Source organism: Prevotella sp. P6B1 (assembly GCF_000702825.1).
Classification (GTDB): domain Bacteria; phylum Bacteroidota; class Bacteroidia; order Bacteroidales; family Bacteroidaceae; genus Prevotella.
Map to the genome: position 1 here is coordinate 90,774 of NZ_JNKF01000011.1, position 14,499 is coordinate 105,272.

Annotated in this window: 13 protein-coding genes and 1 other RNA gene; 9 read left to right on the forward strand and 5 right to left on the reverse strand. The window is 47.4% G+C overall.

What is annotated here, in order from left to right; translation table 11 throughout:
- Positions 1-77: 77 nt before the first annotated feature.
- Together T495_RS0104380 and T495_RS0104385 are read right to left on the reverse strand one after the other, a co-directional pair.
- On the reverse strand, positions 78-962 hold the full coding sequence (locus tag T495_RS0104380) for a lipopolysaccharide biosynthesis protein (protein ID WP_231495054.1): 885 nt from the start codon (positions 960-962) through the stop codon (positions 78-80).
- 461 nt (positions 963-1,423) lie between these two features.
- Positions 1,424-3,952 carry an SLBB domain-containing protein gene (locus T495_RS0104385; protein WP_033147761.1) on the reverse strand — a complete coding sequence of 843 codons (2,529 nt, stop codon included), beginning with the start codon at positions 3,950-3,952 and terminating at the stop codon, positions 1,424-1,426.
- Positions 3,953-4,133: 181 nt separating this feature from the next.
- On the opposite strand from T495_RS0104385, the gene ssrA reads away from it, so the two are divergent.
- The 4 genes from ssrA to T495_RS15545 all read left to right on the forward strand — a co-directional run bounded on the left by ssrA (position 4,134) and on the right by T495_RS15545 (position 5,845).
- Positions 4,134-4,534: a transfer-messenger RNA gene (gene ssrA, locus T495_RS15540) on the forward strand.
- 193 nt (positions 4,535-4,727) lie between these two features.
- Positions 4,728-5,072 (forward strand): HU family DNA-binding protein, encoded by a 345-nt coding sequence (locus T495_RS0104390; protein WP_255347594.1) that lies wholly within the window; start codon positions 4,728-4,730, stop codon positions 5,070-5,072.
- A gap of 88 nt (positions 5,073-5,160) precedes the next feature.
- Positions 5,161-5,463, forward strand: coding sequence for a nucleotidyltransferase family protein (locus tag T495_RS0104395; protein ID WP_033147763.1), 303 nt, complete (start codon positions 5,161-5,163; stop codon positions 5,461-5,463).
- Positions 5,435-5,845, forward strand: a complete 411-nt coding sequence (locus T495_RS15545) for a DUF86 domain-containing protein (protein WP_081832015.1) — start codon at positions 5,435-5,437, stop codon at positions 5,843-5,845. The genes T495_RS0104395 and T495_RS15545 overlap by 29 nt, the downstream gene beginning before the upstream one ends.
- Before the next feature lie 113 nt (positions 5,846-5,958).
- On the opposite strand, the gene T495_RS0104405 is transcribed toward T495_RS15545, so the two are convergent.
- Positions 5,959-6,300: a HigA family addiction module antitoxin gene (locus T495_RS0104405; protein ID WP_033147764.1), complete on the reverse strand. Its 342-nt coding sequence runs from the start codon at positions 6,298-6,300 to the stop codon at positions 5,959-5,961.
- 3 nt (positions 6,301-6,303) lie between these two features.
- Positions 6,304-6,627, reverse strand: coding sequence for a nucleotidyltransferase domain-containing protein (locus tag T495_RS0104410; RefSeq protein ID WP_033147765.1), 324 nt, complete (start codon positions 6,625-6,627; stop codon positions 6,304-6,306).
- A 175-nt stretch (positions 6,628-6,802) separates the two neighbouring features.
- Between T495_RS0104410 and T495_RS0104415 the strand changes: the two genes are divergently transcribed.
- The 4 genes from T495_RS0104415 to T495_RS0104430 are packed head-to-tail and all read left to right on the forward strand — an operon-like array spanning position 6,803 to position 12,381.
- A complete protein-coding gene (locus T495_RS0104415) occupies positions 6,803-8,737 on the forward strand; it encodes a PAS domain-containing sensor histidine kinase (RefSeq protein ID WP_033147766.1) in 1,935 nt (644 codons plus the stop codon).
- 19 nt (positions 8,738-8,756) lie between these two features.
- Positions 8,757-10,676: a PAS domain-containing sensor histidine kinase gene (locus tag T495_RS15085; RefSeq protein ID WP_051651850.1), complete on the forward strand. Its 1,920-nt coding sequence runs from the start codon at positions 8,757-8,759 to the stop codon at positions 10,674-10,676.
- A gap of 38 nt (positions 10,677-10,714) precedes the next feature.
- Positions 10,715-11,635, forward strand: coding sequence for a bile acid:sodium symporter family protein (locus tag T495_RS0104425; RefSeq protein WP_197020354.1), 921 nt, complete (start codon positions 10,715-10,717; stop codon positions 11,633-11,635).
- A gap of 14 nt (positions 11,636-11,649) precedes the next feature.
- Positions 11,650-12,381 (forward strand): peptidylprolyl isomerase, encoded by a 732-nt coding sequence (locus T495_RS0104430; RefSeq protein ID WP_033147768.1) that lies wholly within the window; start codon positions 11,650-11,652, stop codon positions 12,379-12,381.
- 19 nt (positions 12,382-12,400) lie between these two features.
- Here T495_RS0104430 and T495_RS0104435 read toward each other — a convergent pair whose 3' ends face one another.
- Entirely contained in the window at positions 12,401-13,297 is an 897-nt protein-coding gene (locus T495_RS0104435) for an AraC family transcriptional regulator (RefSeq protein ID WP_033147769.1), read from the reverse strand.
- Between the two features lie 161 nt (positions 13,298-13,458).
- Here T495_RS0104435 and T495_RS0104440 point away from each other — a divergent pair, with 161 nt between their 5' ends.
- Positions 13,459-14,481: an efflux RND transporter periplasmic adaptor subunit gene (locus T495_RS0104440; protein ID WP_033147770.1), complete on the forward strand. Its 1,023-nt coding sequence runs from the start codon at positions 13,459-13,461 to the stop codon at positions 14,479-14,481.
- Positions 14,482-14,499: the final 18 nt, after the last annotated feature.

The window sequence follows — 14,499 nt, forward strand, 5'->3', positions numbered from 1 at the left end:
ATCGATGATACTCATATCACTTAGCTGTTTCTTAGAATCTGTAGTCATTTCTTTATTTTGATTATTGTGAGAACTTGTTATAATGCCCATATCCCTTTCGCTTTATGGTTGATGAGCTTACAGAATTGCATTCTGTTTACTATCAGACCAGGTATGTTGACAAAGCACATGACTGCAATAAACCATATTATATTGTGGGTCAACGATGTTACTAAATATGCTAATGGAATAAAAACAATTGCTGCACCTGTTGAGAAATACAATTGAAGGCGTAACTTACCCAAACCATTTAAAAAATAGCTGTAACGCATACTGTATATCAGAATAAAGATGTAGCAAGCCATGATAATGCTCATATTGAGGTCGATGCTTATTATCTGCCCAATCCATATGGCATAAACGTATTTCGAGACGAGTATCATGATAATCATACCGATGAGTATGCCTATCAGCATGATTCGTAATTTCTTGGTAGCCTGTCGTATCCATTGCATGTCTTTTTTCTCATAGGCATCAGTAGTCGCATTCCAGAATGGCATGCATATGACAGTAAATACAACAAGCATGATGCTGAAATAGCGATAGGTGATTTGATATGGTGTCACCATGTCAGGTGAGAATAGCTTAGAGATGAGCAGATTGGAGCTTGCAAACAGTATAATCCCTGATATCTGAATGATAAAGAAATGCAATCCTGTTTTGATAATAGTTCTTGCTTCAGTCAGATCAACAAACTTGAGCGAAGGACGCAGTTGTGGGTATTTATAGTAGAATGTATATGGTATAGATAATAAATAGATAACAAGAGGAGCAATAGTGTTGACTAAGGCAATCTGCATTAAGGAATGACTTCCTTTGTAATAGACAATATAAGTGCCAATAAGGGCTAATGACTGACCAATGACTATTAACAGATTGCTGATGGCTGGCAACTGAAGTCCCATGTAGATGTTGCCTATCAATTTAAAAACAAAAGAGGTGCAAACAAATAATAATGTGACTATCAGTATTTGGTCGAGATTGTCAACTATCGAGGGTGAAACGTTGAAAAAACTGTAGGTGTCACATGCAAGAATGAGAGCTATAAGAGCAAACAGGATAGGGATGATAATACATATTAACAAGACAAAGGTCGACGATATTATTCGCCTGGTACGATATGTGTCATCATGAGCCATATATTCTGCAACTTTGTTTCGTAATCCATTGCCTAATCCTACATCCATATTGTCTATCCATACCAACATGCTGCTGATGGTTAGCCAGATTCCATTCTTGTAGACACCCAGGCAATGAAGTGTTGCAGGAACCATGAGTAATAGGACAAGAGCCGACCATCCTTTTATTAAAAAGGACGCTATAATGTTCTTCTTCAGTAGGATAGAACGTTGTTGGCTACTTGATAGGCTCATTTCGCTTTCTTTTACTTTGTCAGGTTTGCGATGGTGGCTATCATGGTGCCGAGAGAGGCGGCGCTGGTGCCGATGCTAAGCCACTCTTGGAGGCCTAAGCCGCGACGGGCGCGTTTGGTGGGTACTACTATCTGGCAGCCTGGGCGAGGCTTGTGCTTACGATCGGCTTTGGCCACCATACCGTTCATATAGATAATGATGGTCTGGCTCTTCTTGGCAGTCGATGTGGTACCACCTGCCAGATTGATGTAATACTTGGCGTCTTTATTCTCCTTGAATCGTACGGTGTTGGGATAGAGCACCTCGCCGTTAATCTTTACGGTGCCATCGTAGCGTGGTACTACTATACGATCGCCTTCGCGCAGTATGGGGTCGTCATCGCTACCTGGGTTCTTCAGGGCTTTATCCAGCTCGATACCAACGGGATAGGTGGCGTTGGTGAGTAGTTTTTTCACGTCGATAGAGTCTTTGCCTGAGTTGCGCTGGGCTGTGCGAAGCATTACTTCCATCATGTCGCGCTCATCCTGTGTCATCAGACGTAGCAGTTTGGCGCCTTCTGTGTAAGCCCGATTGGTCAGACCACCAGCCAGACGGACGACGTCACTCAGTCGCTGTCCCTTGTCGGATAGGGCATAGATGCCTTCAAACTGCACTTCGCCTTCGATAGTGATGTTTTGCTGTTCAGTATAGTTAGGCGAACGGCGTACATATACTTCGTCGTATGGCTGGAGGGTGAAGTCGGGCTGGTCGCTGATGGTGAAGTCGGGATTCAGCTTGAAACTGAAGTTCTGGGCTATCAGGTCGGTGGCTTCTGTGGCATTGGCGTCGACTATTCGACGGGCTACGTCGACCTTGACCAGTGAGGCTGCTTCAGTAGGACCTCCGGCCTGCAGAATCAGGTCTTCGATGGTTTCGTTTTCTGCATATCTGTAAACGCCAGGATAGGCCACCTCACCATTGATGGTAACGGTTTTCTGCTCGTTTCGCTCCTGATAGCTGGCGATGTAGATGACGTCTTCGTTCTGTAGGGCGACATCGGGCACGGTGCCTTCGAGGATGCCTCTGATGTCGAGGCTTTTCACTTCGAGGGTGCGGTCTGTCTTCATGCGATGCATTACGGCGTGTTGTGAGATTGCACCTTCTTTAAGCCCTGCGGCAGCTTCGATCAATGCCTTGACTGTTGAAATCTGTCCGCCTACCTGATACATGCCAGGTCGGAATACAGCACCTTTAATCTCGACCATATTCTGATAGCGGGCCAGGGTCGAGTCGACGCTTACGGAGTCCTCGTCCATTAGCTTGAAAGTATTCAGATCGAACTCGCCAACACTGAATACGGAATATTGCTGACCAGCTTTGCGATTGATACGTATAGCTTTGGTATAGGCATCGCCAGTAAATCCGCCTGCATAGCGGAGTAGGGTGGCTGCACTCTCGTTGTGCTTCATTTCATAGTACATAGGGCGTTTCACCTTTCCAGTGATGTTTACCAGTGCTTCGTATGGACTTACCGTTACTACATCGTTATCTTGCAGACGAACATCGCCTGTCAACTTGCCGTTCAGCAGGAAATCGTAGACATCGACGTTTGAAAGCAATCGCCCGTTTCTGAATACTTTGACGTTTCGCAGAGTACCGATTTCGTTAGGTCCGCCAGCCATGTAGAGGGCATTGTAAACAGAGGCAAAGGCCGACATGGTGTAAGTGCCAGGCACCTTTACCTCGCCCATCACACTGATGGTGATGGTTCGAGTCTGTCCAAGGGTTAGCTCTATTTTCGAATCTAAAAAGCGTGGCCCGATTACACGTTTCAGTTTGGCCTTGGCAGCGCTTACTGAGAGCCCGCCCAATTGTATGAGTCCGATGCCGTCGATGGTGATGGTGCCATCGGGCGAGATGGTTTCTGTGACACTCTCTTGCGAGGCGCCCCAGATGTCGATATTTACCACATCGCCAGGTCCCAGCCGGTAGTTCTGTGGTGTGGCAAGATTCATGCTGCTTTCGAAGGTCAGATTCTTGTTGTTGAACACGTCGTGACCAAATATCTTGCGCTTCTCTGGCTTTTCTTTCTCGTAGAAGTATTTGAGAGAGTCGGGCATCATAAAGTCGATAGCATCGTCCATCTCCATATAGTCGGCATCATATTCGTCGTATGTATGCTTCTGTATCTGATTATTCTTTTTGGTGTCTTTAATTCTGAACTGCGAGGCGTTTTTCTTGTCGAGCGCCTTTTGTTCTTCGCGCTTCTCGCTGTTCGATTCGCGCATGCGACTCTTCACATCCTTCGAACCGGCTGTGATATCCTTGCCTCCCAATGTACCGTTATTTACCTGCTTCTGATACTTCTTCTGGATGCGGCGTATCTGGTCGATGGTAACGCCACGCTGCATGAGTTGGGTGACAATCTCCTGACGCGACTTACCTCTGGTATTCTGCTCAATGACGTAGTCCATCACCTGATTGTCGGTCATGCCCGATTGTGCCCAGCTGGCTGTAGCTGCCAGCATGAGTGGTATAATGAGTGCAAATAACTTCTTCATATCGTTGAGTTTATTTTATACGTACATATTTATTATAATAACTATTTGTGGCGCTTTTTATTGTTTTTTGAGGGCAAAAATACTAAATTTATGGCTAAAAATATTGTTTGTAGCGGAAAAAGTGCTATCTTTGCAGGCGAAATCGCAAGCGAGCGTTTCTCGTTACGACGATTTTCATCTTGGGGTTGACTGGATTTGACGGCGAGATGAAATGGTACGTAAGCACGCGGAGGCTTCTTTGGTTCCCTCCATAATCTGAGTCAAGGAAATTATAATTGGCAACAATGAGTATGCTCTCGCTGCCTAATCGAAGTATAGTAGATTACTGGCTTTATTCCTTTACAAGGTAGAGGAACGAGACGTCGCTCCGAGGATGTGGTTCCGAATCCAGAGATCAAGCGGCGCAGGTTAAATCGGAAATAGTCCATGTAGGCTCCGATGCAGGGATGAAGCTTTAGGAGATAAGGTTGCAGTTGGTGGCTTGGGTCTTGCTGCAGCTCGAAAATGAAGGCCAAGATAAGCGTGTAGAAAGCGTATGGTTTCCTTGTGCGGACGAGGGTTCGACTCCCTCCAGCTCCACTTTAATTAAAACAGAGGATATGTCTGAGTATCAGGCATATCCTCTTTGCTTTATTTCTCAATCAACCAGTATTCTATGTGGTTGGTTTTGCATTTACTCTTAAAGTTGAACTGCACATCGTTCAAGGCGTTGCCTATCTTTTGGAAGGGTGTTTCTGGGTCGAAGTTGGCATAGCGGTTGGCTAACAGCTGACTGATATCGCCCAGGCTCCACCACTATCATACCGTAGATAGCAAACAGCTCATCAAGGAAACTGCCCAGCGCATGGGTACCCATACATCCAATGTACTTGGCGTCTTATCGAGTGTTGCCGCAGTTGTCAATTCACATTTGCGTGAGGGCGATCGTGTTCGTCTGCCAGACTGGGGCATGATGAAACTCGAGATTGAAAGCGAGAAGGTTGACAATCTCAAAGATTTTAAGGCCAAAAAGCATATCCGTGGCGTCCGCCTCCATTTCCTCCCCGAAAGCTACGAAGGCCACCAAGAACTCTACGAAGGCATCACCTTCGAGAAAGACAAACTCTATACAGAGGAATGATTATAAATCAAAAATTTGCAGAAAAGTTTGGAACTTTCGATTATTCTCCTTATCTTTGCGGTGATAAATATTAATAGAGGCAGTAAAAATGAAAACGTCGCAAGAGTACATCGCTCTGTTACGAGAGCACAAGTCTGAGTTGCAGCAGCAGTTCGGAATTGTAAGCATGCGACTTTTTGGTTCTGTGGCTCGTGGCGATCATCACGATGGTAGCGATATTGACCTATTTGTAGTCATGCCAGCCAAATTCTTCAACTACATTTTGGCTGCTCAGTATTTAGAGGAACTTTTGGGGTGCAAAGTCGACCTGATTCAGGATCACGACAACCTGCGTCCATTCTTCCGCGAACAAATAGAACGCGATGGCATCGATATCTTTACAGCAGCTTAGAATCGTCGAGGATACGCTAAAGCAGATCCGCGAATCAATCCGCAACTTGGAGTTGTGGAATGCTCCGTTTGGTGATGTCAACGATATGCTTACTTCGCCAGAAGGGGCTAAGACCTTAGCAGCAGATTGCATGCTGATTGAGGCAATTGGCGAAGGATTTAAACGTATTGACGAGCGAACGCAAGGACAATTGTTGACTGCTCGTCCTGAAATTCCTTGGAAGGCTGTAAAAGGTATGCGCGACCACATAGCCCATGGTTATTTCGATATAAATAATAATATGGTGTGGGATGTGGTTAAAAACGATCTGACTCCCCTCCGTGATGCTGTAGATTATTTCTTGGAGCATCTCTATGAGATTGTTCCATTCGAAGAATTATAGTAACTCAAAATCCTTACTGGCATCCGCCTCCACTTCCTTCCCCAAAGCTACGAAGGCAAACAAGAACTCTACGAAGGCATCACCTTCGAGAAAGATAAGCTATATACTGAGGGTTAAAAAATAGCTGCGATCTTGCGAATTTTTTCCAAGCGAGACATGAATGATTTGTCCTGCTTCATCTTCTGCATGTTGTAGTCTGCCTGCAAGCCAAGCCAGATATTGGCATCTGTACCAAGTGCAGCCTCCAGCAAAAGGGCATACTCTGTTGTAACAGGTCGCTTACCATTCAATATCTCGTTAAACACTGTATATGATACTCCCATCTGCTGGGCCAAATCCTTTTGGGTAAGGCCGCGCGCCATAATCTCATCCTTAATCATCTCACCTGGATGAATCAACATCGATGAAGTCATGTTGTTTGCAATCTTTTCTGCTGAATTATTATCCTTAGCCATATACTATATAAGGTTTATGCCATCACGTACCACATTATCGTAAAATGGGGTAATGCTGCTGGCTTCCCATTCGGCTTTGGTGTACATAACGGGGTTGATTTGCTCGTTGAGTTTCCAACCTAACTCAACAAAGGGGAAACTGACATCATCGTAATCGCTCTGTTCCAGGCGGCTCTTGGGAAGAACAATCAGTATATCCCAATCGGAACCTCTTTTTGCTTCGCCTCTCGCTCTGGAACCAAACAGAATGACCAGACTGCCTTTGGGGGCAGACTCACGTGCAACTGCTTTGATCTGGTCGAGTACCTTTCTGTTTTTATCTGTCATACAACGATGTTTGTTTGTTCTGCTGCAAAAATAGACAAAATACTCCAAACATCCAAATGTTTTGAAAATAGGAAATGCAAATAAAACTTAAAAATGAACTCAACTTGGCAATATGTGCAGAATTTGAGCTATATTTGCAGTAAATGTAAGACTAAAAACTGCTATTACATAGCTAATGAGTGAAGAAATTGGCAATATGAAACAGAAGGCCCGTCTGGCTCTTATCATGAAAACCAGTAAGCTGCGTCTGTGGTTTTACGATACTGCGTCGCGTCATCTTTGTTACCTGTCGGAAGCAGGTAACTATGAGCGTGAATATAACCCTGCCGATTTTGCGCTGTTTTTCCATCGTGACGACGTGGATCATATGCGTGATGTGGTCTTCGCCATTTGTGAAGGCAAGATGGATACGGGCAAGGTGAGTGCACGCAGTAGGGCGGATAAGGAATCGGACTGCAGACATTACGAGATATCTTTCTCGGTGATGAGCCGAGGCGACGACGGACTGCCTACCTCGTTGATGGCTATTCAGCACGATGTGACTGAGGAGTATCAACGACAGCAGAAGATCAATGAGTTGCTGGCGCGTTACCACACAATATTCAACTCGTCGCTGCTCGATATGCTGTACTACGACAAGAACGGCGTGCTGACCGACCTGAACGAGCGTGCTTGTAAGTCTTTTAACGTGAAAAGCCGTGAGCAGGTGCTCGATGGCAGCTTCCTCCTGAAGAACAACCCCTTCTACAGTCAGATACCGCTGAATGAGATGACGAATACGCTGACAGGCAGTATTATTGATTTCCGCGACTTCGGTCTGCCAGAATACCGTTTGGAGGAGTTCGGACTGACAGGTAAGATGTATTATGAATCGACCATCAACCCCATCCGCAACGACGAGGGGGAGCTGGAGGGTGTCTATATGTCGGGACACGACATCTCGGAGATGGTGAACTCATACCATCGCCTGCAGAACGGTCTGAAGCAACTCCAGCAGGGTACCGACAGTATCAAGCAGTATATCGCCAACATCGATTATGCCCTGAGCGTGAGCGGTGTGCAACTGGTGAACTATTATCCTCACTCTTATACGTTCGAACTCATCAACCGTGAGTCGAAAAAGAGGCTATGTATGTCGCAGTTGCGCTGTATCCGTCTGGCTACACCACGTTTCCGCAGAACGGTAAACAGTGTGCTGAACAGGATGGACCACCTGACTACACGCGGCATTGTGCAGGCCATTGAGATTGAGATACGCGACAAGAAGGGCCGACAGATATGGCTGCTCTTCAATATGGTGCCTATGCTGAATGAAAAGGGAGAGGTGGAGCGTTACTTCGGCACGTATCGTGACATTACCGATGTGGTGGAAACGGAGCAGCGATTGGCTGTAGAAACGAAGAAGGCGCAGGAGACGGAGGTGCTGAAGCAGGCCTTCCTGACGAATATGAGCTACGAGATACGTACACCGCTGAATAACATCATTGGCTATGCTGGGCTCTTTACCGGCGATCATGACCAGAGCGACGAGCCTTTCTTTATCGACCAGATTAAGAATAGTACCAACGAGCTGCTGCTGGTGGTGAACGATATCCTTTACATCTCCCGACTGGAGGCCAATATGGAGGAATATAAGAAGGTGCCTGTGGATTTTGCCTTTAACTTTGAAGGGTATTGCCAGAATGCGCTGTCGAGCATCAAGCCTGGTGTGCAGCCTGTCGTGGTGCAGCCCTACAACAAACTGGTAGTTGATATAGATAGCAGTCATTTGGCGATGGTCATCCAGCGTCTATGCTATTTTGCCTGTGTCATGACTGAGCACGGCTCGATTACTGTCAGCTACGAGTATCATCGTGGCGAACTGACAATCCGCATTGAAGATACAGGCTCTGGATTTACGGAAGAGGTTGCGCCCCACATCTTCGATCATAACTTCGCACGTAATGCGAATGGCGAACTGATTGGCTCTGGCCTCGACCTGCCTATCGCTCAGCTGCTGACCAAGCAGATGGGTGGTACCATCGAGATACAGTCTGACTACGGTAAGGGCACGAGTGTATGGGTGTCGATACCTTGCACAGCCTCTGAGATTGAAAAGAAAAGGGTATAGGAACAATGTAATTTAAGGTATGAAGATGAATATCATGTTTGACGAGCAGCAGGTCATGATGATGGCGCTTACTATCAGCGGCAACCACGTGATGTGTCTTGACTTGAAGGACAATATTGTGTACGACCTGCATGGTAAGGCGATGTTCGGCAATAATGTGGGTATAGAGGAATGTTATACTTATATCCATCCTGACGACCGTGACAAGTTCCGTACCTTCATAGAACGCCTGAGCAACGGCACCGATAAGGTGGCCGATTGTCATTATCGCTGGGACTACAACTATACAGGAAAAGGTAAGCCTGACTGGCACGATATGTATGGTCGTGCTATTGCCGAATATGAAGACGGAAAGCCTGTGAACATCATTGCCACGCTTACGGATGAAACGGAGGTGAAGCAGAAGGAACGCGAGGTGGAGCAGCTGTCGGAGCGATACAAATCGATCTTCGAGAATTCCATCATCGGCATGTCGTTCTATTCGCCCGAAGGCTGGCTTATCGATGCCAACCGGATCATGCGTAAGATCTGTCATTTCGATAGCGATACGAGCGATGAGTTCTTCTCGAAGGTGAACCTCTTTGATATGATGCCTTTCAACGAGGTGCTGGATCGTGTGCATCCAGAAGACTATTGGGCCTGCTCGTTGAGTATCGTTCCTGAGCGCAATATGCGTGTTTTTCTGGAAATAAGTGTTCACCCCATCTACGATGAGAACGATAAACTGATGTATATCTCCGTGACGGCCAACGACGTGACTGAGGAACGTAACATGTATCTCAACGTGATGGAGAACGATGCCAGAATGAAGAAGATGAACGAGGCCATCAAGAACTACGAGGCCGAGTTGCGCTATATGCTCGAGGCATCGAAGATGCAGACGTGGCGCATCAGTCTGGAGCGTGATACTCTGGAGTTCTATAATGGTCTGAACACTGTGGCGCGTTCGTTCAACCTGCGACAGATGCAGAAGATATTCGTGGATCAGGAGCATGAGTTTGTCAAGGCCCTGTCGAACCCCTCGGAGGTCCTGAAGAAACCATTGGTATATGTAGGTCAGATGTATCCTGTAGTGACGCAGAGCTCCACTGAGAATCAGTGGGTGCAGATTAACTGTATCCCGGAATTCGACGAGCATGGAAAGCTGTTGGGAGCATTCGGCGTGTGGCGAAACATCAACGACTTGATGTGCAAGCAGGATCAGCTGCGCAAAGAGACGATGCGTGCCAAGGAGTCAGGGCAGATGAAAAGTCTGTTCCTGGCGAATATGACGCATGAGATACGTACTCCTATCAATGCGATTGTGGGCTTCACAGAAGTGCTGTCGTCGCTGACAGGGGAGGAAGAGAAAAAGGAAGTCATCCAGATTGTCAAGAATAACTGCGACATGCTGCTGCGATTGATCAACGATATACTGACAGCCTCTTCGCTGGAGTTGGGACAGATGGATATCAAGCCTGTTGAAGTGGATTTCTCCAAGGCGTTTAATGAGTTGTTTGAGTCGTTGCGCCCCAGAGTGCAGGAGCCTGGTGTGGAGTTCGTTAAGGATAATCCTTATGCCGCACTTCCTATCAAGGTAGATGTCGACCGTGTGTCGCAGGTCATCACCAACTTTGTGACCAATGCCGTGAAATATACCCATCAGGGGCATATCAAGTTGGGCTACCGTACGGAGACCAGAACCGTCGGGGGCAAACAGCTTGAGGGTTTGTATGTGTACTGTGAAGATACGGGTGATGGTATTGTACCAGAGTCTCAGCCCAGGATATTCGATCGTTTCTTCAAAGTCGATGATTTTGTGCAGGGTACAGGTCTCGGTCTTTCTATCTGTAAGGCCTTCACAGATGCCTGTCACGGCGATATCGGCGTGATTTCTGAAGGAAAGGGAAAAGGCTCTGTGTTCTGGATGTGGATTCCACTTTCAGCCTCTTCGCAGTAATTGAAAAATAATATGTAATGGAAATACAGTCAGGAGAACTGGGAAAAATATGTGATTTTATAGCCCGATGGATGGGAGTGATGGTGCTGCTTGTGGCAGCAGTGGCGCTGATGGCACCAGTTTCGCTCTCATGGATCGGCACGTGGGTCATTAATCCTATGTTGGGTGTCATCATGTTTGGAATGGGATTGACACTTACTATGCAGGATTTTAAGGTAGTGTTGAGTCGCCCCAGGGATATACTCATCGGTTGTTTGACACAGTTCACGGTGATGCCTCTGCTGGCTCTCGCACTTACGTGGGCTTTCTCGCTGCCCGAGGAGTTGGCTATCGGTGTCATTCTGGTAGGCTGTTGCCCTGGTGGCACAGCATCCAATGTCATTACCTTTCTGGCAAAAGGCGACTTGGCGCTCTCTGTAGGCATGACAGCTGCCTCAACGCTGCTGGCACCCCTGTTGACGCCGCTTCTGGTTTGGCTGATGGCAGGAACGATGGTCGATGTGGATACACTGGGCATGCTTATGAGTATCGTCTATGTAGTCATTGCTCCCATCGTGTGCGGACTGCTTTGCCAGCGTTTCCTTCCTGATCTGACCAGACGTGTGAAACCTTATCTGCCTGCGTTTTCGTCGATAGTGATAGCGCTGCTGGTGGGTATTATCGTATCGCATAATGCCGACCGTCTGATGGTGGCTGGTCTGCTGGTGATGGCGGTGGTGATGATTCATAATCTCCTGGGGCTTTGCATCGGTTTCCTGACTGGTCGCCTGCTGCATCTGGCGAAACCCAAGTGTGTGGCGCTCAGCGTCGAGGTGGGTATGCAGAACTCCGGACTTGCATCATCATTGGCAGTATTGCATTTCGCAGCCTATCCTTTAGCCACCATCCCTGGCGCCGTGTTCAGCGTATGGCATAACATCAGTGGTGCCTTGGTTGCCAAATTGTATTCATCAAAGTAATTATAAGATAGTTTATGACAAAAGTAAAGATTCAGACCTCGCTGGGGGACATCGTGGTTCGCCTGTACGACGAGACTCCCATCCATCGCGACAATTTCATGAAGTTGGCGAAGGATGGTTATTATGATGGTACCTTGTTCCATCGTGTGATTAAGAACTTTATGATTCAGGGTGGTGATCCTGATTCCAAAGGCGCACCTGCAGGCAAGATGCTGGGCGTTGGTGGTCCTGACTACACCCTCGAAGCAGAGATAAAGGATGGCTTATTGCATAAGCGTGGGGCATTGGCTGCAGCACGTCAGGGCGACGAGGTGAATCCGGAGCGCCGTAGTAGCGGTTCGCAGTTCTATATTGTCTGGGGCGATGTGTACAACGAGGGTCAGCTTCGTCAGTTCGCCAAGCAGCTGAGAATGCAGAAAGTGCAGGATGTCTTTAATGCGCTGGCTGCCGAGCATCGTGCAGAGATTATGCAGATGCGCCGTGACAGGAATCGTGAAGGACTTCAGGAACTGCAGGACAAACTGGTTGCAGAAGCAGAAAGCAAAGTAGGGAAGTTGGGGTTGACTGATGAACAGATGAAAATCTACTCTACTGTTGGCGGCACGCCCCATCTTGACGGGCAATATACCGTATTTGGCGAGGTAGAGGAAGGTCTCGATGTGGTTGAAATGATTCAAAGTGCAGCTACAGGACGTGCCGACAGACCTGTAGATGATATTGAAATGAGAATGTCGGTTATTGAATAATAGTTTATCAAGGACTGCTTCAGCTATTCCTGAACATGATAGGAGTCATGCCGAAGTGGTCCTTGACATATTTGCCGAAGAACGATGGGTTAGGGAATCCCAACTGGTCGCAAATCTGCTTGATGCTGAGATCGGTCTGCTTGAGGTAATAGCGTATGTCCTCTAATACCTGTTCCGTAATCCAGTCGTTGGCTGTTTTTCCAGAATTCTTTTTGCAGATAGCCGTGAGGTATTTGGGTGAGATGCAGAGCTCGTTGGCATAGGCCTCTACCGTGCGACGTTTTACGTCGGTAGAGTTTAGCAAGTCGAGAAACCGCTGGAAGTGACTTTTCCCAGTTGATAATTGATTATCGGCAATTGATAATTGGTTTTCGGCTGATAGCATCCACTTCATGGCACCGCAAAGACCGAGGATGGCCGAACGGAGCAAGGCCTGGATGATTTCAGTGTGATACGGATTCTCCTTGCCTCGTTCGATGGCCAATATTATCATGTCGTAGAAGTGGGTGTAGAAGAGTATCTCATCCTCGTCCATCGTTACGATATGCTGGCGATGGATATACATCATGTCGTTCCAAACGCTGATTTTCTCGTTCAGAAAACTGCGTAGGATACGATTGGTAAGAAACAAGCCTTTCAGATCGAAGTCGGGACTGATCATCACATCGGTCACCGTCACGTTCTGCGGTATGATGCCTACCTGGTTCCTATGCAGCTCCATCTGCCTGCCGTTCATCTGCGCCTGTGCTTTGCCGCTGGTGCAGATAACAATGGCATTCATGGCCACATGAGCAGCGTTTAACTGTGTGAATTGCTGAATACCGTCAACAATGACTATCTCGTTGTCCGAATAGCCAATCTGTATGTCCTCATTGTTAGCCAATGACTGAATGGTAATTTCTTCTTGCTGTTTCATGTGGCAAAAATAGTCATTATTTCGCATAGTTGGTGTTTTATTTAGCGTTTTTTATGTTCTATTTGGACGCTGAAGGCTGATTTGATAATAAATGTGGCGAAATAGAACATAGATAATGGTTGATTTTGCACTATCTTTGCCCCCAAATTTTACATGTTGTTATGAAGAAGAGTATTTTGATGCTGCTTTCGGTGATTGTGGTAAGCAGCTGCACAAGTAAGAAGGAGCAGAGTGCAAAGGCTCCTACGAGAGTGATGACAGAAGTGGTGTCGACAGCCCGAAGTCTGGGCGGTCAAACATACGTGGGTATGGTAGAAGAGTGCGAGGCTACCGCTGTTAGTTTTACAGGCATGGGCGTTATCAAGCGTATGCTGGTGAACGAAGGCCAGTCGGTAGCTAAGGGGCAGTTGATAGCCGAGATGGACGATACGCAGGCGCGTAACCTATTAAATGGTGCTGAGGCACAGATGACGCAGGCCAACGATGCCTTGGAGCGTTACAAGATGCTGCACGACAACGGATCGCTGCCCGAGGTGCAGTGGGTTGAGATACAGAGCAAGGTGGCTCAGGCCAAGTCGCAATTAGAGGTGGCACGTAAGAACCTCGCCGATTGCCGACTGGTGGCTCCTGTGAGTGGTATCGTAGGCAAGCGCTTGGTTGGTGCTGGCGAGACGGCATTGCCTTCGCAGGCGGTAGTCAGCATTCTCGACATATCGTCCGTAAAGGTTAAGGTAGCCATCCCCGAGGCCGAAATCAGTGGCATTGGTGCCAACACCTCTTCTAAGATTAAGGTCGAGGCTGTGAATGGCGGTTTTACTGGTGGCCGCATAGAGAAAGGTGTGCAGGCCGATGCGCTCACGCATACCTATGATATCCGTATTCTGGTGGCTAATGGCGAACGTAAGCTGCTGCCAGGTATGGTGGCTTCGGTTTCTTTTGGAAGTGAGAAGAGCGAAGTGCAGAGCGAGAAGCTTTCGGTACCTGTAACGGCTGTGCAGCGCAAGGCCGACGGCACGCTGTTCGTATGGACGGTAGCTGGCGATAGTACGGCTCATCGCACGACGGTAACTACTGGTGAGACAGCTGGCAATCGCATCGTGGTGACTACTGGCATCAGCGATGGTAATCGTGTGGTGACCGAGGGCTATCAGAAACTGAGTGAAAACACCAAGGTGGTGTACTAAATGGTAAATGGTAAATTG